This window comes from Streptomyces sp. NPDC111606 (assembly GCF_055656945.1).
Genome location: NZ_JBVKBY010000012.1, coordinates 260,405 through 281,356, shown reverse-complemented (window position 1 = coordinate 281,356; position 20,952 = coordinate 260,405). Strand labels below are relative to the sequence as shown.

Annotated in this window: 19 protein-coding genes and 1 pseudogene; 5 read left to right on the top strand and 15 right to left on the bottom strand. The window is 68.2% G+C overall.

Going from position 1 to position 20,952, the window contains the following annotated elements:
* Positions 1–150: 150 nt before the first annotated feature.
* The 4 genes and pseudogenes from ACZ7M7_RS35895 to ACZ7M7_RS35880 all read right to left on the bottom strand — a co-directional run bounded on the left by ACZ7M7_RS35895 (position 151) and on the right by ACZ7M7_RS35880 (position 4,043).
* Positions 151–1,047 (bottom strand): glycosyltransferase family 2 protein, encoded by an 897-nt coding sequence (locus ACZ7M7_RS35895; RefSeq protein WP_472124324.1) that lies wholly within the window; start codon positions 1,045–1,047, stop codon positions 151–153.
* A 100-nt stretch (positions 1,048–1,147) separates the two neighbouring features.
* Complete coding sequence (locus tag ACZ7M7_RS35890; RefSeq protein ID WP_472124322.1) at positions 1,148–1,567, bottom strand: DUF3052 domain-containing protein; 420 nt, start codon at positions 1,565–1,567, stop codon at positions 1,148–1,150.
* 111 nt (positions 1,568–1,678) lie between these two features.
* Positions 1,679–3,064, bottom strand: coding sequence for a Tat pathway signal sequence domain protein (locus tag ACZ7M7_RS35885; RefSeq protein ID WP_472124514.1), 1,386 nt, complete (start codon positions 3,062–3,064; stop codon positions 1,679–1,681).
* Between the two features lie 187 nt (positions 3,065–3,251).
* Positions 3,252–4,043, bottom strand: a pseudogene (locus ACZ7M7_RS35880) (ABC transporter ATP-binding protein).
* 723 nt (positions 4,044–4,766) lie between these two features.
* Here ACZ7M7_RS35880 and ACZ7M7_RS35875 point away from each other — a divergent pair.
* Complete coding sequence (locus ACZ7M7_RS35875; protein ID WP_472124319.1) at positions 4,767–5,465, top strand: 2-phosphosulfolactate phosphatase; 699 nt, start codon at positions 4,767–4,769, stop codon at positions 5,463–5,465.
* 70 nt (positions 5,466–5,535) lie between these two features.
* Here ACZ7M7_RS35875 and ACZ7M7_RS35870 read toward each other — a convergent pair whose 3' ends face one another.
* From ACZ7M7_RS35870 to ACZ7M7_RS35835, 8 genes are all read right to left on the bottom strand, one after another.
* Positions 5,536–6,489 carry a GNAT family N-acetyltransferase gene (locus ACZ7M7_RS35870; RefSeq protein ID WP_472124317.1) on the bottom strand — a complete coding sequence of 318 codons (954 nt, stop codon included), beginning with the start codon at positions 6,487–6,489 and terminating at the stop codon, positions 5,536–5,538.
* On the bottom strand, positions 6,476–7,690 hold the full coding sequence (locus tag ACZ7M7_RS35865; protein WP_472124315.1) for an MFS transporter: 1,215 nt from the start codon (positions 7,688–7,690) through the stop codon (positions 6,476–6,478). The genes ACZ7M7_RS35870 and ACZ7M7_RS35865 overlap by 14 nt, the downstream gene beginning before the upstream one ends.
* Positions 7,691–7,720: 30 nt before the next feature.
* Complete coding sequence (locus ACZ7M7_RS35860) at positions 7,721–8,668, bottom strand: fatty acid desaturase family protein (protein ID WP_472124314.1); 948 nt, start codon at positions 8,666–8,668, stop codon at positions 7,721–7,723.
* A 47-nt stretch (positions 8,669–8,715) separates the two neighbouring features.
* Positions 8,716–9,981 carry a lysine N(6)-hydroxylase/L-ornithine N(5)-oxygenase family protein gene (locus ACZ7M7_RS35855; protein WP_472124312.1) on the bottom strand — a complete coding sequence of 422 codons (1,266 nt, stop codon included), beginning with the start codon at positions 9,979–9,981 and terminating at the stop codon, positions 8,716–8,718.
* A gap of 75 nt (positions 9,982–10,056) precedes the next feature.
* Positions 10,057–11,271 carry an ATP-grasp domain-containing protein gene (locus tag ACZ7M7_RS35850; RefSeq protein ID WP_472124310.1) on the bottom strand — a complete coding sequence of 405 codons (1,215 nt, stop codon included), beginning with the start codon at positions 11,269–11,271 and terminating at the stop codon, positions 10,057–10,059.
* On the bottom strand, positions 11,268–12,029 hold the full coding sequence (locus ACZ7M7_RS35845; RefSeq protein WP_472124307.1) for a YciI family protein: 762 nt from the start codon (positions 12,027–12,029) through the stop codon (positions 11,268–11,270). The genes ACZ7M7_RS35850 and ACZ7M7_RS35845 overlap by 4 nt, the downstream gene beginning before the upstream one ends.
* Complete coding sequence (locus tag ACZ7M7_RS35840) at positions 12,023–13,252, bottom strand: argininosuccinate synthase-related protein (RefSeq protein ID WP_472124304.1); 1,230 nt, start codon at positions 13,250–13,252, stop codon at positions 12,023–12,025. The genes ACZ7M7_RS35845 and ACZ7M7_RS35840 overlap by 7 nt, the downstream gene beginning before the upstream one ends.
* Before the next feature lie 88 nt (positions 13,253–13,340).
* Positions 13,341–14,612 carry a hypothetical protein gene (locus ACZ7M7_RS35835; protein WP_472124302.1) on the bottom strand — a complete coding sequence of 424 codons (1,272 nt, stop codon included), beginning with the start codon at positions 14,610–14,612 and terminating at the stop codon, positions 13,341–13,343.
* 676 nt (positions 14,613–15,288) lie between these two features.
* On the opposite strand from ACZ7M7_RS35835, the gene ACZ7M7_RS35830 reads away from it, so the two are divergent.
* The 4 genes from ACZ7M7_RS35830 to ACZ7M7_RS35815 all read left to right on the top strand — a co-directional run bounded on the left by ACZ7M7_RS35830 (position 15,289) and on the right by ACZ7M7_RS35815 (position 19,130).
* Positions 15,289–15,957: a dTMP kinase gene (locus ACZ7M7_RS35830; protein ID WP_472124299.1), complete on the top strand. Its 669-nt coding sequence runs from the start codon at positions 15,289–15,291 to the stop codon at positions 15,955–15,957.
* Positions 15,958–16,348: 391 nt separating this feature from the next.
* Complete coding sequence (locus ACZ7M7_RS35825; protein WP_472124296.1) at positions 16,349–17,173, top strand: class II aldolase/adducin family protein; 825 nt, start codon at positions 16,349–16,351, stop codon at positions 17,171–17,173.
* Between the two features lie 59 nt (positions 17,174–17,232).
* On the top strand, positions 17,233–18,330 hold the full coding sequence (locus tag ACZ7M7_RS35820; protein WP_472124293.1) for a histidinol-phosphate transaminase: 1,098 nt from the start codon (positions 17,233–17,235) through the stop codon (positions 18,328–18,330).
* On the top strand, positions 18,330–19,130 hold the full coding sequence (locus tag ACZ7M7_RS35815) for a nucleotidyltransferase domain-containing protein (protein ID WP_472124291.1): 801 nt from the start codon (positions 18,330–18,332) through the stop codon (positions 19,128–19,130). The genes ACZ7M7_RS35820 and ACZ7M7_RS35815 overlap by 1 nt, the downstream gene beginning before the upstream one ends.
* A 7-nt stretch (positions 19,131–19,137) precedes the next feature.
* Here the strand turns inward: ACZ7M7_RS35815 and ACZ7M7_RS35810 are convergent, their stop codons facing one another.
* From ACZ7M7_RS35810 to ACZ7M7_RS35800, 3 genes are all read right to left on the bottom strand, one after another.
* The gene (locus ACZ7M7_RS35810) at positions 19,138–19,782 is read right to left on the bottom strand and encodes an MBL fold metallo-hydrolase (protein ID WP_472124288.1); all 645 of its coding nucleotides are present in this window, start codon (positions 19,780–19,782) and stop codon (positions 19,138–19,140) included.
* A 138-nt stretch (positions 19,783–19,920) separates the two neighbouring features.
* Positions 19,921–20,337, bottom strand: coding sequence for a DUF2000 family protein (locus ACZ7M7_RS35805; protein ID WP_472124285.1), 417 nt, complete (start codon positions 20,335–20,337; stop codon positions 19,921–19,923).
* Positions 20,334–20,816 carry a hypothetical protein gene (locus ACZ7M7_RS35800; protein ID WP_472124283.1) on the bottom strand — a complete coding sequence of 161 codons (483 nt, stop codon included), beginning with the start codon at positions 20,814–20,816 and terminating at the stop codon, positions 20,334–20,336. Before ACZ7M7_RS35800 ends, ACZ7M7_RS35805 begins: the two co-directional genes overlap by 4 nt.
* Positions 20,817–20,952: the final 136 nt, after the last annotated feature.

The window sequence follows — 20,952 nt, the reverse complement described above, 5'->3', positions numbered from 1 at the left end:
CCGACGGTGCGCGCGTACGACGCGTAACTCGGGGGAGTGTCGCCGCCGCGGCCGGATTCGGGGACGTATGCGGGTCCCGGTCGTCGGAGGTGAACGACCGGGACCCGCGTCCCCATCCCCTCCTCGGCCAGGCCCGGCCCGCTCGTGGCCCTAGATGACCGGCGGCCGTCCCAGCCGGCACAGCCGCCACACCGTGTGCCATCGCATGGGCCGCCGCTCACCGGCCGGTTCCCGTACGCCCTCCAGGAAGCCGCCGAACCAGGCGCGCAGGCCGGCGAGCGACGATCGGTTGCGTACGAGGGTGAGGAGCACCCACAGCCCGAGATGCGCGGGAATCAGCGCGAGGGGCAGTCGGCGGCGGGTCAGCCAGACCCGGTTGCGGGCGTTCACCCGGTAGTAGATGGCGTGCCGGGCGGGCGAGGTCTTCGGGTGCCGGAGGAGGAGTTCGGGCGCGTAGAGAATGCGCCAGCCCGCGTCGACGGCCCGCCAGGCCAGGTCGGTCTCCTCATGGGCGAAGAAGAACTCGGCGGGCCAGTCCCCCGTCTCGGCCAGCATCGCCATGCTCAGCGCGTGCCCGCCGCCGAGGAACCCCGTGACGTACCCGCCCCGCAGCGGATCCGACTTGCCGATCCTGGGCACGTGCCGCTGCTGTGTCTCGCCGTGCTCGTCGGCGATGCGGAAGCCGACGATGCCGAGCCGGCCGTCGGCGGCGTACAGGTCCCGCACCCGCCGCAGCACGTCGGTGTCGACGAGAAGACCGTCGTCGTCCAGCTCGACCACGACGTCGACGTCCCCGAAGTCGCGCAGTCGGGCGAGGGCCGCGTTGCGTCCGCCCGGACAGCCGAGGTTCTCGTCGAGCTCGATGGGCGTGACCTCGCCGGGCAGCGCCAGCCGTTCGGCGAACTCGGGCAGCGGGCAGCCGTTGCCGACGACGACGATCCGCTCGGGGGCGAGGTCCTGCCCGGCCACGGACTCGAGCAGCGCGTCGACCTCGGCGGGGCGGTTCCCCATGGTCACCACGGCGACAGCGATCCTCGGTTCCGTCATACCCTGCCCTCACATCGTCCCGGCTGCGATTACCGCCGAGATGCTAGTGGTTCACGGTAAAGACGTCTCAAGTTCGCCTTCTCACAGGGCGATCGGCGGGCTACGTACGCCGGTTACGACCGTTACGACGGTTCTCCCTGCGCCGTACGAACTTCAGCCCCGACCAGTCCTCCCCCAGCGCGGCGACCTTCACATCGACCACGCCGAGCGGGAGGAAGAGCTCCCGCAACCCGTTCTCCGTGATGTCGCTGACATGGCCGGCCGCGCGCCTGGGCCAGGCGATCCAGAGCATGGCGCCATCGCCAAGGTCACCGACCAGCCCGGCCGCTTCGGCGACCAGATCGCCGTACGACCGATGGAACGCGACGGCGACATCGGCGCCCCGCGGGCCGCCCGCGGCCACGTCGCAGCCCTCCGGCAGCCCGGGGATGTCCCACCGGGCCGGCGCGTGACGGAGCCGGACCCGTTGGCCCGGCTTGATGCCGATCTTCTTGGCGAGCGGCGTACCGGAGTCACTCATGTCAGCCATCACTCCCACCGCTCTCATTCTCGCGCGGCGGGCACGCCGGAGCACGGGATGGAGCGAGGGGGACGGCGACCGGCGTGTTCGGGCCTCGGGGCGAGGACCGGTTCAGACCCGCAGCGGGTTGGAGCGCGTGGCCGCCATCAGATACCAGGCGGTCGCCCCCACGTGCCGATACGGGTAGTACCCGAACCCGAACCCCGTGTCGAGCGGGCTGCTGGCCGACACGACCCCCGCCCGGTCGGGAAGCGCCCGCCCGCCGCCGCTCTGTCCCCCGCCGAGCAGGTCCTGGGCCCGCTCGATGGAGTCGAGCAGCCGCCGCGCACGCGCCTCGTCACCGCGCCGGTGCCGGTCCCGCAGGGCGAGCGCGAGGTGAGCGGTCCCCTCGAACCAGACGCCGTTGCGGTCGGGCTTGGGCTGGGAGTCGGCGATCGGGGCGTCCTCGTCGGCGAGGAGACTGGCGGAGCTGAAGGTGACGCCGTCGTACGACTGCCCCGCCGGCACCGTGCTGTTGCGTCGCCCGGCGTGGTCGAGGACGGCCAGTTCGCGCGCGGCCCAGTCCAGGGACCGGGCGTGGGCACGGGAGTCGAGGGCGAGGTGGGTCCAGGTCTGGGTGTCCTCGGGAATCGGCGACTTGTTGACGGTCACCCCGTCGTTGGTGCCGGTGTAGAAGAAGCCGCCGGCCGGCTCCCACATCCTCATGACGAACGCCTCGGCACGCGCCCGCCGCGCCGCCCACACCCTGTCCCTCGTGAGCCGGGCGAGCCGGCCGAAGAGGCAGAGGAGGTCGGTGTTGTGCTCGGTGGAGGTGAAGGGCAACTTCTCGTCGGCGCCGTTGACCCCGAACTTGTACCCGCCGAGGGGTTCATCGGTACGGCCGTTCCGCTCGATCCACTCCCCGATCCGCACGGCACCGCCCAGGAACCGCCGCTCCCCCGTCCGCCGCGCGAGCGCACTGAGCGCGATCCCGGCCCAGGCCATGTCCCCCACGGCCGTCCCCGTGAACCCGAACTGCGTCCCGACATTGGCGGCCCCGTCCGCCCGCACGAACCCGTCCGGCTGCCGTGAGCCGTCGTAGAAGGTGTACGGCCCGACGTTGTACCCCTGCCGAAGCCGGCCGTCGTCGTGCACCGGGTCGTGCTGCTGGGCGTACAGCAGCGCGTCCCCGAGCAGGGCGGCGCGGTCCCGCCCGTCCGCGGTGCGGGCGGCGAGGAGGGCGAGGATCGCGAGGGCGTTGTCGTAGGTGAAGGCGGTGCTGAACAGACCGGCTTCATCGCTGTAGCTCTGGGCGAGACGGATGGGGCCGTGATCGGGGTAGGCGTCCATGGCGGCGGCGAGGAAGGCGAGTCCTCGCCGCCGAGGGGATGCGGAAGGCACGGCGTGGGCGGCGCCGGCGCCGGTCCCCGCGAGGGCCGCGACGCCGAGGCCCAGGCCGGTACCCATGAGCGCGCGGCGACTGAGCGCCGGCCCCTGCATGCCGTTCACGCGGTTCATGCGATTCATGTCGTGCATGTGGTTCATGCCGTTCATGCCGTTCATGGGTCTCCCTCGCCTCTGAGAGCGCTCTCAAGGATGCGCGCTCATTCTGCTGGTGCGCGTGGGGTGGGTCAATGTCCTTGACCTTTGCAGCAGTTGACGATGGAGAGTCCCGGCCGGCTGGGGGATTACTGGCCGGGGCAGCTCAGATTCGACCGGCTCCGCCCGGACGATCGAAACGCTTCATGCGCTCCAGCACCTGGTCCGCGTTCGGCTGCTCGATCTCGTCGACGGTGCGGCCGTCGGCCAGGAAGACCACACGGTCCGCATACGCCGCGGCGACGGGGTCGTGCGTGACCATGACGATCGTCTGACCCATCCGGCGTACCAACTGACCCAGCAGGGAAAGGACTTCGGCGCCGGTGCGGGTGTCCAGATTTCCGGTGGGTTCGTCCGCGAAGATGATCTAGGGACGGCCTGCCAGGACGCGGGCGCAGGCCACCCGCTGCTGTTGGCCGCCGGAGAGCCGGCCCGAGCGGCGCCGGCGCCGGTCCCCGAGGCCCAGGGCCGTGGTGACCTGCTCCAGCCACTGCGGCTCCGCACGGCGTCCGGCAATGCCCAGGGGCAGGGTGATGTTGTCGGCCACGGTCAGGGTGGGCAGCAGGTGGAACGACTGGAAGATGAAGCCGATCCGCTCCCTGCGCAACCTGCTCAGCTGTCGGTCCGAGAGCCGGGAGAGCTCCAGGTCACCGATCCTCGCGGACCCGGAGGTCGGCGAGTCGAGGCCGGCGAGGCACTGCATCAGGGTGGACTTGCCCGATCCGGAGGGGCCCATGATCGCGGTGAACCGGCCGCGGTGGAAGGAGACGGTGACACGGTCGAGCGCGGTGACGCCGCGCGCACCGTCGCCGTGCACCTTGGTGAGTTCGACGGCGGAGGCCGCCGGGAAACCGTGTGCCTGCTGTGTCGTGCCGTGGTGGAAGGGGGCCGAGGTCATGTGACGCTCCTCATGAGTGACGCGGGTACGGACGGGGGCCCGAGCGGTGGTGTCCGCAGGCCGGTTCGGGCGGCGAGCAGCGCGAGGACACGGGCGACTTCCTGCAGCGCGGCGCAGAGTTTCCAGGCATGCCACGGCCGCACCCGGACGTCGTTGCTCCGGTGATGAAGAGCGCGGCGGGGAAGGCGTCACCGTCGCGGACATGGTGGTACGGGGAGTACGTCAGGAGTGCTCGCAGCGCGTCGGGGTCGGCCGGATCCCCGTACTCCGCACTCCACGGCGGTCCGAGTCCCCCCACGTGATAGCGCGCCATGTCGGTGAGCGGGGCGGCACAGTCGACGGCCGGGAAGAGGTGGGGCGCAGCGAAACGGCTGCGGCCCCGGCAGGGCAGGCAGCAGGATCCTCGCGTCCTGAGGACTCCACACCGTCAGCATCAGAGCGGCGGTGACCACCACAGCGCCGGACCGCTGATGAGCGGCCCGGCCGACGCGGTCGTCATGACGGCGATCACGGACGTCGCCCCTACAAGAAGCGTGTACAGAAGGCCTCGTAGCCGCGTAGTCCACGCAGCCCGCCTAACCCTCGTAACCGACCGCGCCCTTGTCTCCCCGCCGGCCTCTGATGCGTCACATGGCGAAAGGCTGGTACCCGTATGGCTTTGGGCAGGGCCGATGGCCGTACAGACCCTGCTCTTCGGATGATCCAGGGCCTCAGAATGGTGCGATGGACCATCACTTCGTTGGCATCCCAGAGTTGACCGAAGTTCCCCGTGTCGCTGTCGTCATCGACGTCATGCGCGCCTTCACCGTGGCTGCCTGGGCCTTCTCGCGTGGCGTCGAGAGGATCGTCCTGGCCTCGACGGAGAGTGAGGCACTTGCCTTGAAGGAGAGCCGGCCGGACTGGCTGGCTCTGAAGGACGGAGCTCCCGCTGCGGGCTTCGACGCGGTCAACTCACCCGGCTTGCTCAGGTCCCGCGATTTCGCCGGGCGCACGCTGGTGCAGAAGACGACGGCAGGCACCGTGGGCGCTCTGGCCGTCAGGAACGCGCCGCTGGTCCTGTGCGCGAGCTTCGTGGTGGCCGGCCCGACCGCACGGTACCTGCAGACCAAGGATTCCGGTCCGGTGACGTTCGTCGTCACCGGCGAGGAGGGCCAGGCCGACGAGGACCGGGCCTGCGCCGAATACATTGGTCAACGCATGGCCGGCGACGATGTCGAGGCGGTCCCGTATCTCCACCGCGCGAGGACTTCTCGGGCCGCGGCAGACCTCGCCGCTGGGCTGCGCAGCGGGTCCCACCCGGACGATGTCGAACTCTGCTTGGAAATCGACAGGTTCTCCTTTGCGATGGTGGCTCGCCAGGAAGAGTCCCTAACGGTACTCCGACCGGTTGCGATGCCCGACGTCCCGTCCAGTCTTCGCTGACCTGCTGGAATGCCGGTGTCACTCCTCGAATGCGACGAGGCACGGCGGCGACGACACGTGGACCACCCGGCTACACCACCGTCACGGACCGGGCCTCCCGGAAACCGTCCGTGCGGAAGCGGCCCGTCAGCGCCTCGTCGGGTACGGCCGACAGGATGAGAAGATCGTGGCCGGGGGCCTGCGCGGACTCCGGCCAGGACAGTGTGGTGCCCCGGTACCGTCCCCACGTCACCACGAGCGCGGGGTCGGAGAGTGATCGCAATGTAAGAAACCTGTCGGCGTGTTCGCCCGCCAGCTTGGGGTCGAGCATCTGGGAGGGGACGGGGGCGAAGCCGAAGCGGCTCTTGAACGTGAACAGTCCCGGCTGCACGACGTGCCCGAAGAGGGACGGGTCGTTGCCGAGGGACGCGAGGGCCAACCCGCTTTCGCGGGCGAAGTTGAACGCCTCCATGTAGGCGACCCGCATCACCCGGCTCAGGCGCGCGTCGGCGGAGGCCGCGGAGAAACGCATCTGCAGCAGGGACTGCCCGGGGCGCATCCACCACAGCGAGCCGACGATCATTCGGGCGCCTTCGTACACGCAGACGCTGACGTGCTCGTGACCCGCCGCGAGGAGACGGTCGCGCCAGCGGCGGGCGAAGTTCTTCCCGCGCGGCATCGCCTCGATCTGGCGTTCGTACAGCACGAGGAACTCGTCGACGAGCTGCGGAGTCAGTCCGACCCGGACGCTGACGTGCAGCCCTTCGTCATGGACGAACCGGCGGCCCAAGCGGATGTTGCGCCGTTCGGTGCCGGAGAGTGCGGCCTCGAACTCCGTCGCGGAATCCCGCAGGGGAGCGCACCAGTTGATCCAGCGCGGACGTGCCACGAACCCCAGAGCGGTCAGGGTCGCCTCGTCGAGACCGTCGGATTCGGCGAGCCTGACGATGTCGACCGGTACGTCGCTGTCCTTCCAGGCGTGCTCCTCGGCCTCGTCACGGTTCACCGTGGCGACGACGACGTGATCCAGCTCAGCGATTTCCACGGGAGGCTCCTTCCAGGTCCGCCTCCTGGGCGGCCGGTTCGCTGCTGCGGGTGTAGACGGCCCAGATCAGGATCGCGGCGCCCCACAGGCCCAGTGCGGGAAGCCAGTACCAGAAGCCGTCGAATCGGCTCGCCCACGCGAAGAGAAATCCGGAGAGGGGGGAGGCCCCCGTGATGAACATCCGGATCGTCGCGTTCGCCCGGCCCGCGACATCGGCCGGGATCGTCTCCTGCCGGTAGGTGATCGAGGCCACGTTGCTCACGGCGACCGCGAAGCTCTCCAGCATGAAGCCGGCGAGCCGCACCGGCAGCAGTGGCGTGGCCACGAGGACCAGGCCGGCGAACGCGATCAACTGGGCCGCCAGGATGGTCCGTTCGGGGCTCCAGGTGGGGGCGATGGCCGGCGCCAGGCGGCTTGCGAGGGCGCCCATGAGCAGGCCCACTGCCAACACCGCCGAAATGACGGTGCTGTTCATGTCCTGGTCCCCGAACTCGGTGATCAGGACGGGCTCCAGCTGGCCGATGGCAAGGTTCGTCATCGACATGGTCACCACGAGCCAGAGGATCTCGCGGCGGCCGACCCAGCGGAATCCGATCGCGAGGTCCCGGCGGATGTCCATCTTCTGGCGACTGGATGCCACCCGGGGAAGCAGCAGCGCGACGCAGCCCGCCAGCAGGTACAGGACCGCGATGCACACCGAGGCCGGCGCAGGACCGAGGAGCTCGAAGGCCGTACCGCCCAGGACCAGCCCGACAACTTTCGACAGCTCGATCGCCGAGTTCAGCTTGGCCACGGCCACGGGACGGGCGGGCGCACTGATCAACTTCGGGATGAGCACGAACTGGCCGGTGATGGTGCTCGCGACCCCGCCGAAGCCCGAGAGCAGCACCAGCGCGGCCACCGACAGCCGGCTGGACAGCAGCGCCGCCAGCAGGATGAGACACATGGCCTGCTGCAGCTGGGCCAGTACGTAGATCGTCCGCTTGTCGAAGCGGTCGATCAGCGCACCCAGGAAGGGCGAGGCGACGTAGGAGACACCACGCAGCGCGAACGAGACCAGCGCCAGGGCGACGGAGTCCGACTCCGCGAGCACCGCCAGCGGAATGACGATGCCCATCTGCCAGTCCGCGACCTTCGAGAGCATCGAGGAGGTGACGAGAACGCGCAGCACGCGCGTGTCCGCGGGCAGCCCTTGGTGCATGTGAGTTTCTCCCGGAAGGGCCGACCGAACCTACTTGACGGCGTTGTCCAGCGCGCGGCGCTGCCTGCGGTTGCGGTTGGCCTCTCTCATGATCTTCGTGTAGAAGGTCACGTAGCTGTCGTCCGTGTGCACGGCGTGTTCCTTGGCCACCGGATGACGTTCCTGAAGGCGGTTGATCGGGACCACCATCGACGCGTGGTGCTCGACGTGGAAGTTGTTGCCGTTGGTGAACCACTGGCTGAACCAGCTGCCGCTGATTGTGCGGGTGTTGCGCAGCACATCCGTGCTGTCCGTCTCGCACAGGACGTGCTCGGGCAGCTCCAGGAGGAAGTGGATCGGTACCGACAGCAGGAGCGGCAGGACCCACAGCATCAGCACAGCGTGGCCGTACCCCCCGACGGACAGTCCCGCGGCCCCGACGATGTACAGCGCGAACAGGCGGTACTCGGTGATGACCTGCCGGCGGGCACGGTCGGCGATCTGTCCCATCGTGTACGTCCAGTTACCCCGGCAGCTCTTGAGGACGTCCACCACGACCTGGAGGAGCCGCGCGGGGCTGAGCGTGCCTCGCAGCAGAGCCCCCCAGGTCAGCGGCGCACGCGTGTCGAAGCCGAAGAACTCGGAGTCGTCGGGTGTGCCCAGGTACTTGTGGTGCTGAAGGTGCTGAACCCGGTAGTGGCTGTACGCCGAGAGCAGAGGGAGTCCGAGCAGGAATCCCACGGGCCGGTGCGGCGAGCTGCTGCGGAAGGCCGAGTGGTGCAGGCACTGATGCTGCAGCTCCACCATGTGCGTGTACATCGCGGCGAGCAGGAGAACGCCGGTGGATGCGCCGAGCAGGCCGGAGGTCAGGGCGAGGAACCCGCCGAGACAGCTGAGCAGCAGCGCCACGGCCAGCTTCGCCACGAACACGAGCTCGTCGTTGCGCGTGACTCTCGTCCGTTCGAACAGCGCCTTCGCCACGGCGTTGTCGGTACTCATGATCTCCCCCTTGAGCGCGGTCCGAAGAACCGCTCGGATGTGAGGCGCTACTGCCAGACCACCGTGGTCGCCCCGTCGGCGACGCGGTACGCCTCGCGTCCGAGCACGGAGTTGACGATGCGAGCGCTGCGCCAGGACGCGAGGCTGAGCAGCGTGTCGTTGATGCCGTGGGTGCTCTCCGCGAAGCCCTGGACATAGATGCTGAGGTCTTGCGGCCCGTCGAACTCGAGGGAGTAGTCCGGCCGCACGCCGAACCTGCCGTCCTCGATCGACAACTGGTCCTGGATCGGCTTGAGGTACTCAGGAATCGGGCTGTGGTATCCGGTGCAGAAGATCACCAGGTCCACCGGGAGCCGTTCGACGTCCCCGCGGTTCACGTCGTGCAGGTCGACGACGATCTCGGATCCGTTCTGCTCCAGGCCCACCGCCCGTCGGCACGCCAGGAGCCGGTGGCGCAGCCCGGACCGCAGGACGTGGTCGAGGTGGTAGAGCCGCCGGTAGACGGAGTCCAGCAGCTCGTCGGTGATGCCGTCGCCACCGGCGTCGTGCTGCTCGCGGATGATCTCCGCGCGGCGCGCGGCGGGAAGCCCGTTGAAGTAGCCGGCGAAGGCCGACGAGAACCACTCGTTGGTGAAGGGCGAGTCGTCCAGCGGCTGGAAGCCGATGCGGCTGGAGGTCCAGGTCAGGGACGAGGGAAGGCCGTTCTCGTCGGACAGGATGTGGTTGACGACCTCGGCTCCGCTCTGCCCCGCCCCGACGACCAGAACCCGGCGCCCGTTCCACTCGGGGCGGGTCACGGTCAGGTTGCTGCTGTGCACCACCCGCTCGCCCTCGAAGGGCTTCGCGACGGCGGGCAGGCGGGGCTCGGACCCTGATCCGAGGACGAGATTGCGGGCCGTGCTGGTGTCACCGCCCGCGGAGGTGACCCGGAAGCCGTCGTCGGTCAGGGACACGGACTCGACGCGCTTGCCCCACCGGAGGGACGGAATCTGCGCGGCCGCCCACTGGTAGTACTGCTCGAACTCGCGCCGGGAGCAGCTCAGACCGTTCGCCTCCAGGAACCTGAACGCCCGGCCCGACTCGACGAGGAAGTTCAGGAAGGAGAACTTGCTCCGCGGGTCGACGAGCGTGACGAGGTCCCTGAAGTACGTCACCGTCAACTGGGAGTCGGGGAGCATGAGTCCGGGGTGCCACCCGAACTCCGGTTTGGCGTCCAGGAACCGGGTGCGGAGCTCGGGCAGGGGGTCGGACAGGGCCGCGAGGCTCAGATTCGCCGGCCCTGTGCCGATGCCGATCAGGTCGAAGTCAGGCATGCCACATCTTTCGTTCATGGGTCGGGGCGCAGCTGTCGCGCTCCGCGGGGAGAGGAGACGTGCCGCGGGAGGCCGTCACCGCCGGTACTCGGCCTCGATTCGGGCGATCCGGTGCAGCAGCGTCTCGTCGTCGGGGGCCCTGACCACGTAAGAGTCGAGGAAGTCCGTCGAATGCCGGACGCCTCCGCGGCCGTTGCCCGCGCCGCTGTGCGTGAGGTGTTCCACGACGCCCAGGGCGGCCAGCCGGTCGGCGTCGATCCCTCGCGCGTCGCCGCCCCCGGGGTAGAAGGCGATGAATCCGCTCGTGCCGCCTCCGTCCACGGCGGCCGGTGCGGAGCCGAGGGAGATGTCGAGCCCGGCGTCGATGCGGATCTGCGTCTCGACGATGTTGAAGCCGTACTGCGCCTGGATGACCGGGGGGATGATGCCGCCCGGCGGGCGCCCGGCGACCTCGCAGAACACCAGCTGGTCCGCCTCCGTGCGGAACAGTTCCAGGTGGGTGGTGCCGTCCTGGATCCCCAGTGCGGCCAGCACCTTCGCGTTCAGTGCCGTGATGCGCCGGTGCAGCTCTCCCGCACCCACGAGGACGGTGCCGAAGACGGAGCCCGGACGGTAACTCGCGGGATCCGCCAGGTACTTGCCGACGCTGCGGAAGACGATGCGCCCGTCGCGCACGACGGAGTCGCAGTGGTAGATCTGTCCCTTGACGAACTCTTCGACCTCGTAGTGCGATCCGGAGAGGTCCAGACCCCCGACGACGCGCCGCGCGTCCTCCAGCGACTCGACGATGTAGAGATCTTTCGCGGCGAGGCCCCAGCGGCTCTTGATGACCTTGCGGCCGGTGGCCCAGTCCACTTTCTTCAGGTCCTCGACGCTGTCGAGGGCGGTGAAGTCGGGAACGGCCGCGGCGCCCGCCGACCGTACGGCCTCCTTCATCCGCACCTTGTCGCGGAAGCGGGTCGCCGTCTCGTGGTCCATCCCGGCAAGGCCGAACTTCGAGCGCATCTCAGCAGCGAGGAGCACCGCCCGCTCATGCACGGCGATGACCCGGCTGATGGGGTGGTTGCGCAGCGTCCACTCGCAGATCTCGCGCCGGCGGGCCTCATCGTCGGCGTCGCAGAGCGCGACGTGGTCGAGGGGGTGGTCGGCGAATCCGCTGACTCCGCCGTGGACCCGCTGGCGGGCCACCATGTGGATCTCGATCTCCGAGGTCGGCAGAATGTGGGTACCGCCGCGGTCGAAGTGCGCGTACGGGTGGTCGTTGATGAACAGCGCGGTCGTTTTCGTCATCGGGTGACCCCTTCCGGTGCGCGGGCGGGGCTCGTGGCGTCGTCGCCGGCAAGCTCGAGGGCCCGGACAAGGGACGCGCGCACCAGGTCGAATCCCGTGAGCCGCCCGACCAGCTCGGCCTCCGTGTCCGTGCCCGGGGTCGGGGCGGCCCCGAGGACGCGCACCTCGCCGTCCCGGCTCCGCAGCCGGATGCGGGCGGGACCGTTCTGCAGGCCCGCCGCGTCGAGCAACCCGGTCAGGGCCGCCTCGACGGCGTCGTGGTCACCGACGGTCAGCCGCCGCTCCGGGACGACGTGCTCGGGCAGCGTCGGCTGTATTCCGTCGTCGACGAGCGCCACCCACCGGTGTGCTCCCGCCTCGCTGAAGGTGTACGCGTGCCGATCCCCGGTGTCGTCGGCCTCACCGCCCACCGCGTCGGCCGTGAGGCGGCGCAGCACGTCGGCCGTGGTGCCGGGCGTGCCGAGGAGGGAGTTCGCGAGCGCGGCCGGCAGGGCGCCGTCTGCGCTGAGCGAGACCACCGCTGTGGGAGCGAGCGGACGCAGGACCTCCAGGACGAATTCCTTGAACGTCTCCCCCGTGAAATCAACGCTGTAGTAGCCCGAGAAGTCGTCGACCAGGTCGTGCACCGGGGCGCCGGGACGCTGGACGAAGACGGTGTGGCAGCCGAGGGTGTGCGCGCTGCGCGCGGTGCGCACGCTCGCGTCGATGACGACCAGGCGCCCGGAGGCCGACTGGGTGTTTCGCTGGGGCCCTACCACTGTCCGCTCCTGTTTCCGTTCCCGTCGTGCACCGCTCCGCCCAGGTGCGAGAGCTCTTCCCTGATGGCGGCCAACTCCCAGTCCTCCCTACTGCGCACGTACTTGGGGTCGGCGGCGACGATGGAGACGGTGGAGGTCCGGCTGCCTGCCAGACGCCAGCGCACCGTTCCGGTGACCGGGGCCACGAGTTCCGTGACGAAGGCCTGGCACGCCGCTCGCAGACCGCCGAACCAGCGTCCTTCGAGCGCTTCACGGACCCAGATCTGCTCGACGTGGATCTTCTCCCTGAGGGCCTCGGCGTCGAGCACCGCCGTTTCCAGGTGCCGGCGGGACGCCAGCAGCAGCCAAGCCGCCGGCATCTCCCGCACTTCGAGGACCTTGATTCCGTCCGCGAGGTGCTCCAGGCCGGTGTGGCGGCCGAGGCCGTGTGCTCCGACCGTTCGGTTGAGCAGCTCGATGATGTCCATGAGCGGGAGTTCCCGCCCGTCGACGGCGACCGGTGTTCCGGCGCGGTAGGTCACTTCGAGGTCCTGCGTGCCGAGGCTCCCTGGCGTCGCGCTCCACCGGTAGCAGGACTCGGGTACCTCATGGTTCTCCGGATCGTCCAGGCTGCCGGACTCGAACTCGCGGCACCACAGGTTCGAGTCGCCGCTGGCCGAGCGCTCGGACATCTCGTCCAGGCCGATGGCCCGCAGCTCCTTGATCTTCATCTCCCGGCCCACGGGATCGAGGTCGTACGGGGTGCCGAAGTACCCCTGGAACGCGAGCTGTTCGAGGGCGCCGTTCAGTCGGCGCAGCGTGTTCTGCGAGCGGTTGGCGGTGTGCAGGATCATCTGCGCGTCCAGGTCCCGTGCCACCTGCACGGCCGTACGGGCGATGAACGGCCGGCTCAGGGACGAGCTGACGGGGTGGGTGTCCAGGTACACGCCGTGCGCGGCGATCGCGGGCTTGACGAACTCCTCCACGAACGCGGCCCGTCCGTCCACCAGATGGAGCCGTACTCCCAGCTGGTCGGCGATCCGCCGGATCTGCTCCGGCTGCTCGTCGCCACCGACGTCCACGGCGAGAGCATGCACCTCGGTGGCGCCTGCCTGCACCAGGCGGTGCAGGAGGTACGTGCTGTCCAGCCCACCGCTGAACAGCGTCACGATGGGGCGCCTCACATCAACATCACTCCGCGTGATGTCGTGGAAGGACCGGATCCCCCTTCGACTTGTCTTCACGCCGCACGTCCTTACGGTCCAGCCGGATTCTGAGGGAGGAGGCGGTCACGGCCGCCGCGATCTGTCCCGCGGGCGGGCTCCATGGCCGTCAGCGGTCGGCGGGCTGCGAACAGTCGCGCAGGAAGGACAACTTCGAGTAGAGGCCACGGTTGGCGGCGATGCCGAGGCCCGCCAGATGCGCCTCGACCAGACTGGTCAGACGGCCCAGCTCGGTGTCGATCGACGACCCGTCCATGCCGGAGTGCCGGCGGGTCTCCAGGTACTCCGTCTCCACCTGCCGCATCTTGCGCCCGGAGCCGTCGCTGAGGGTGATCTCGTCCGTCTCGATGCCGAAGCAGTGCCCGGTGGTGAGGGACTGGACGTTGATGTCGAACTTCGTACGCCGGAGCCCCGGCAGTCGCCTGAAGCTCAGGTCGGGGAACTCCCGGGCCAGGTAGCCCTCGAAGTCGGCGCCCGGAATCTCCAGGCCGTTGCGGAAGGTCTCGACCCGGCGCAGGGAGTCCTTCGCGAACTTCTTCATCTTGAGCCGGTACGTGCCGTCCGCACGCTCCTGGAATGCGTAATGGCCGACCTCGTCGTCCGGCGCGAGCACCTCGAAGTTGTACTGCACGAAGTGCCAGCGGCTCAGCTCGTATCCGGGGTCGGTGACGAACCCGGGGAAGTCCCCGTTCTCAACGGCCGTCCACATGCTCTTGGTGAGGGGCCAGATGGAGGCGTCGTCGACGAGGGTGATCTTCTCCTCGATCTCGATGTCCTTCTCGTATCCCAGATAGGCGTTGCCCTCGATGCGGACGAAGTCCTCGAGTTCGGTGCGGTGCTTGAACGCCGCCGTCACGAGCTCACCCAGGCCGACGTCGGCTGCATGGTCGAACTGGGCGACGCGGACGAACAGCGCCCCGATGGCACGTATTCGGGTACACATCAGTACTTCCGTATACGGCTGCTGCCCGCCGGCGTGAGTACGGAGCAGCATGACCGGACCGAGCGCCGCGAGCGCCTCGTCCGTGGCACCGGAATCCGGCGCCTGGCCCGACGCCGCCAAGGCGGTGCGCAGGTGGTTCGTGAAAGCCTCGTCGAGCCTTGTACCGGCCCACGTCGCCAGGGGCTCGGCCGGCAGGGCGAGCGCCCTGGCCCCATCCGTGGCCTCGAGTACCGCTACCGCTCGGGCGACGGTGTCCCCCTGGCGCAGGTACTCCACGGCCCTCGTGCCGGCACCTTCTTCGGGTGCGAGCTCCGCCACGAGTACGGGCGCGTCCGCGACCGGCGCGAGCGTGTACTGGTAGGCGGCATCGGCGAGGACGAGACGCCGGGCGACGGCCGCGCCAACTCCCCCGTCGTCAACGGGCAACTGCGCTGTCAATGCAACTCCTAGTGAAGTACTCAGACACGGAAAGGCCACCCTCAAATCGACGGACCAGATGCTCGTGAAGATAGCCACGCTGCTTAAAAGGCGATGGCTGGAGCGGCCTCTCGCGGCGCTGCGAGAATCCGGAATAGAAGAATCCAAGGCGGCAGACGGCAAAACGGAGACGTTTCACCCGGGTCGCCGCCGAGATTAGCAACGAGGGAGCACACTAAGCAGACCCGGCATTAGCCGTCAACACACTTCCACAGCTAGGCGTGTCGGCTGCCGTCCGCTGACCGACAGCCCCCAACTCCCCAACAAAACGGGCGAGTTCCTCCCATAGATCTGCCGCCCGCACATAGCCCCCCATCTGCTGCTCCACCGACACCGCCGCTATCGCACACCTCCCGTTCAGATGGCGCCTGGCCAGCAGAAATCAAGAAAACAATCAGATCGAGACACCACTTCTCGGCCATCCGCGTCTCATTAACCGAGACGCCATCCGGTAATCGGTTTACAACGTCGCTCGTAAGGATCTAGGTTCACTCAGGTGTCGGCGGGGGGACACGACTTCAGAACCATGGATTCACCTCACAGGTATCCGCATCCTTGGTTCTCGCCTTCCCTCACGAAAGCCGCACACCAGGCCGATCAGTATTTGGTGACGGAACACTTTCACTAGGCGGTACAAGTGCGCGCACAGCAAAACCCTGCGGGGCCAGGATCGAGAACCGGGCGCCTCGTGGCCGTGGTGGGCCTGGACGGAGCCGGCAAGTCGACCCAGGTGCGCATGCTCGGCGAATGGCTCCGCTCACAAGGCGTTCCGGGCCAAGCGCACCGGAGCCTCACCATGGCCCCCGTACGCAAGGCACTCAACCTCATCGCCGAACAGGAGGGGCTCGCAGACCACTTGGAGCTCATCGGCGGCGAGACCATGCGCCTCGTCTCCTCCTGCTCCCAGCTTGCCCGGGTCACCGCTCTCGCGGAGAACCTCACGACATCCCCGGACGTCGTGATCGTCGACCGCTTCGTCTACTGTCAGTACGCCCTGGCCAAGGCCGAGGGGGTCGGCAGCGTCGACTTCCTGCGAAGGCTCCTCGGAGGAGCGCCCAAGCCGGATCTCACGATCTTCCTGGACGTCTCTCCGGCCGAAGCGGTTCGCCGCATCAATGTGCGCGGAATCGACGAGGAGGACCCGGAGTTCCTCGAGACCTTCCGGGCCGCGTACCTCGACCTCCCCGAGTTCACCGATTTCGTCTCGGTCCCGGGCGACGGCGACTTCGAGACGGTACAGCTGGCCATGAGGCAGGCCCTCGTCGACGCTTTCCCCGAGATCTTCGCGAACGTCTCGACCAGCTGAGCCGCCCTCCCGACGGGGCCGAGGCTCCGTCGAGCCCGGTCACCTCTCAACTGGCCAAGAAGCACCGGAACTTCGAGAGAACCGACCTCCATCAGGCCGGTGATGCGCTCGTTGCCGGCCCCGTTATGGCGAGCTCCCTTCCCTTGTGGCCACAGCCCGGGACGGCACGCATACGAGACGGCCGACGCTTCGGTACGCCCCATGACCCTGCGGCTTCAAGCGCCGGCCGGATGGCGGGGCGCCGGACCCCAACCCCGCCCCTCGCTGCTCCGGCAACGGCTCGCCGCCTCGCGCCCACCCCTTGCGTCGGTCGTCCCACGACGATCACGCCCTCCCGGCCGGGCCGCACGTTCCACCTCGGCAATCCATCCAACAACGACGGGATAACACGATGAAGGGCTCGATCGTCCTGGTGAACGGTACTGACGATCCCGAGATCACTCGGTCGATCGCTCAGGAGCGGCAGCACCGGCTGACCCAGCTGATCGCCGCACTCCGCCTCTTCTCACGCTGGGGCTACGACGAAGGCGAGGGCTTCGCCGGGCACTTCGCCTGCCGGGACCCGGAAGTGAAGAACGCGTTCTGGGTGAACCCCGTCGGGGTCCATCTGTCGATGGTCGACGTCGACGACCTCGTCCTGCTCGACTACGAGGGCAACGTGCTGGCGGGTCGCCACCCGGTCAACATAGGTGCCCTGGTGCTGCACTCCAGCGTGCATGCCGCACGACCGGACGTGGTGGCCTCGGCGCACTTCCATTCCACATACGGACGCATCTGGGCAAGCACCGGCAGAATCCTCCCCGTCACCAGCCAGGACACCTGCGCCTTCTACCAGGACCAGGCGGTTGATCACGAGTTCGGCGGCCTGCCCCACACGTTCGAGGACGGCCGGGCAACCGCCGAGGCGCTCGGCGACCTCAACACTCTGATCCTCAAGTACCACGGCCTGCTCACCGTCGGGGCCTCGGTGGAGGCGGCGGCCTGGCGCTACATCACCCTGGAAAGGGCGTGCAAGGCGCAGGTGCTGTCGGCGGGGCTCGGGCCGCTGGAGCCGATTCCGCACGACGTCGCCCTCAAGACACAGCGCTATGTGGCATCCGAAGAAAGCGCACGCGTGCAGTTCCAGCCCCTCTACGACTACATCGAGCACGTCGACGGGGCGTGGACCACCGAGGCGTCCCGCATGCCCGTGGTGCCTGTGCCCACTCCGGTCTGACCTCGCTGCCCTCAGCGACCCGCCCATCGCACCGGAGTTCACCCGTCTCAGGAGGACCGTTGAAAGCGCAGCTCACCCGGCCGGAACTGGACGCCTTGCCGTCCTACCTGCCAAGCCCCATCCCGCTCGACAGCAGCGGTGCCCCGCAGGCACCCGACGCTGCAAGACTCGCGCTCAACGAGCTTCCCTTCGGCCCTCTGCCCGGTGTCCTCGAGGCCATCATCGCCGCCGCCGACGGCTCCAACCGCTATCCGGACATGGCGGCCGTGGCCCTGCGCAACGCCCTGGCCGACCGCCACGGTGTGACACCGGATCGAATCGTGACCGGCTTCGGCTCCGTCTATCTCCTCGAACTGCTGCTGAAGGCAGTATGCGAACCCGGCCAGGAGTTCGTCTTCCCCTGGCGCTCCTACGAGGCATATCCGGTCGCCGCGGTGGGCGGCAACATACGTCCCGTACAGGTGCCTTGCGCCGCCGACTTCCGTCAGGACCTCGACGCAATGTCGGCGGCGATCACCGCCGACACCCGTGTGGCGCTCATCTGCAATCCCAACAACCCCACCAGCACCGCCGTCACCCGCGCAGAGCTCACGAAGTTCATCGACTCGGTCCCGGAATCGGTCCTGGTCGTCCTGGATGAGGCATACGGCGAGTTCGTCACCGACCCCGACGTCCCGGACGGGCTGGTCGAGTACGGCGACCGGCGCAACGTAGTCATCCTCCGCACCATGTCAAAGGCGTGGGGCCTGGCCGGCCTGCGCCTGGGATGGCTGGCCGCCGCGCCGGAAGTGGCCACCGCCATGCGCAAGCTCCTGGCCCCTTTTGCCACAAGCACCTTCGCCGAGGTAGCCGCGCTCGCCGCGCTCGACCAGGAGAAGGAGGTACGCCGCCGCGTCGACTTCATCACCACGGAACGCGCCCGGATGTACCCGGCGCTCAAGGCACTTGCACCCCGGGCCCCAGTGTCTCAGGCGAATTTCTTCTGGCTCCCCATGGCGGATCCCGCTGCCTTTGCGGCGCACTGCAAGGCCGGCGGGGTCCTCATACGCGACTTTCCCGAAGCTGCCCGCGTAACCATAGGCACCGCAGCGGAGAACGACCGGCTTCTCGAGGTGACAGCCACAGCTGGCCAGTTGCTCACAGCGAGGATTGACTAGTGTTCATTCCCCTTGATTCTGACGGCCATCTGATAAATCTTGCCGACGCCGAGAAGGTGGGGCCGCAATGGCGCCCCCTCATCGAGAGTCTGGTGGATGAATGCAGGTTACGCTACCAAGATCTTGCCAGCGTTTACATCAGAGGATCAGTGGCCACCGGAACAGCCGTGTGGGGACGTTCGGACATTGACCTCATAGCCGTGACGCACCAGGAGCACGCGTTCGACAGGGTGTGGATGCAGGAGGCCGCGGATCGTACGCGCAGCCGACACTCGACCGTCGTCGACATCGACCTCGCCATAACATCGGCGACAACAATACTCACGGACCGAAAAAGCGGCTTCTACATCAAGACGCAATCGGCTCTGGTGTACGGAGAAGACTTCGCGACGCGGATCGCCCCCTATCCGATTGATGCGGAAGCGTTCAGCCATCTGTTTAATCTCGAACTCGATCTCAAAACGGTCCGTGGCGCCGTTGACGGCGCCACCGAGGCTTTTGCGCAAACGCTCATTTTGCGACTTGTGAAGCGAGTACTGCGCGCCGGCCTGGAATTGGTTGCCGAACGGCAGCAAGAATATACGCGCGACCCGAACATGTGCTGCGACCTCTTCGGAGAGTATTATCCCGAAAAGGCGGCAGCCGCGCGGAACATATTGGCGCTCATGTCCGAGTTGACCGATCCCGATGACGCGCTTGAATCAATCGAATCATTGATTGATTGGATCGCCATCGAGAGGTCACGCCTCTACCCGCTGGAACTGCCGAAGATCGCTTTCATTGACGACCTCGGAGTCTGACAGGACTTCAGAGCTGGGCCGAGGTGCCCGGGGCCAGGCGCAGGTGCTCCGTGCCGCCGAGCCCACCGATCTGCCGGTCGTAGATCGGGCGGGCCAGGTCGGACAGGAGCGCGTCGTGGATGTCGTACGCACGGCGCGGCTTGACCTCGCGTACGTAGTCGATGACCTCGCAAATCTTGCTCCAGGGAGCCTGCACCGGGAGCATCAGCGTCTCGACCGGGTGGTCGGGGACGGTGAAGGCGTCGCCGGGGTGGAAGACCGTGCCGACGTCGTCGCCCTGTACTAGGTAGCCGACGTTCGTGATGCGCGGGATGTCCGGGTGTATGACAGCGTGCAGCTCGCCGTGGACCTGGACGTCGAATCCCGCTGCGGTGAACGTGTCGCCATGGCCGACGGTGTGGACACGGCCCGGGAACGCGGCGGTCAGCTGCTCCGCGACCGATTTCAGGGTCCAGATCTGCGCGCCGGGGTTGGCCTCCATGCCGGCGCGCAGCCGTGCCTCGTCGAAGTGGTCGGGGTGCTCGTGTGTTACGAGGATCGCGTCGGCGCCGAGCGCGGCGTCCTGCTCCGAGAACCCGCCCGGATCGATGACAAGGGCTCGGCCGTCCTTCTCCAGGCGGACACAGGCGTGGGAATTCTTGGTGAGCTTCATGGGTCCATCCTGTCGTGCCCCCCGGGCCACGGTCCGCCAACTTCCGCAGCAGCATTGCCGCCGCAGGCCTCCGGGGACACACCGCGGCATCACGAACCGCGGCCCAAAAGGTCAGGGATCGATCTGTTCGACGGAGCGTCAGCCGCGGTAGACGCTGAAGCGCTTGGTCAGAGTGCGGACCAGCTCGTGCTCCCCCACCACACCGACCGCGCAGACGCCCAGTTCGCCCGGCGCCGCTCGGGCGACCAGGTCACGGTAGGCGTCGAAGGAGTTGCTGAGGGACTGGCCCTGAGCCGTGAACAGCACGGTGGGCAGTCCCTCGGCCCGGGCAGCCTGGGCAAGAGCGGTCAGGTGACCGCTCCGGCCGGAGAGCACCAGGGTGTTGAAACGGATGCCGGCGTGCAACGCGCTGTCGGCGTCGCGTACGTCGTCCGCGTAGATCCGGTCGTCGAGGCGGGCCAGCTGGCCCATGACGATCGCGGAGGCATTGGCGACCGCTCCCGCGTCCATCGACTTGTCGACGGCGATGGCCGTGCGAAGAAGGTCGGACGTCACTGCTGTTCCCTCCGCTCGAACACGACGAAGCTCATCGGCGTACCGGCCGAGAGCACCTCGATGGTCTTGAGACCGTAGTGGTCGGCGCAGGTCTGATTGGTTATGGCGGCCGCTGTACGGGGATTCTCCAGGGCGCCACGGCAGGCCGCGCTGTTGGAGGTGGCCTGGACCGCGTCGTCCGTGCGGCTCTGGACACCGGCCTCGAACAGGACTCGGGTCGCCGGGTGGTAGTGGACCGTGTCGAAGCGGTGGAGGGCTGCATGTTCCTCCGGGGCGGCAAGGACCATGTCGGGCAGCGTGCTGACGAACGCCTCCACCGCGCGCAGTTGCGGGTCGAAGAAGAAGGAGCGGATCTCCGGGTACGCGCCGGCGACGAGCAGCGCGTCGTGCCGGCCGTCCTTCACCGACGTGGCGGCGAGTTCGAAGGACGGGTAGCCGAACAGCCGGCCCGTTCGTCCGTGTGCCGCTGCCCACCGCATTCCCACGGTGACGCTACAGGTCAGACCTGCGGGATCGTCCGCGAGTGTAGCGGCGGAGCGGTAACGAACGGCCGGGGTGATTTCCGTGGAAAATGCTGCCGCCTGCTCATAACCATCGATCTGTGCATCGATCTGT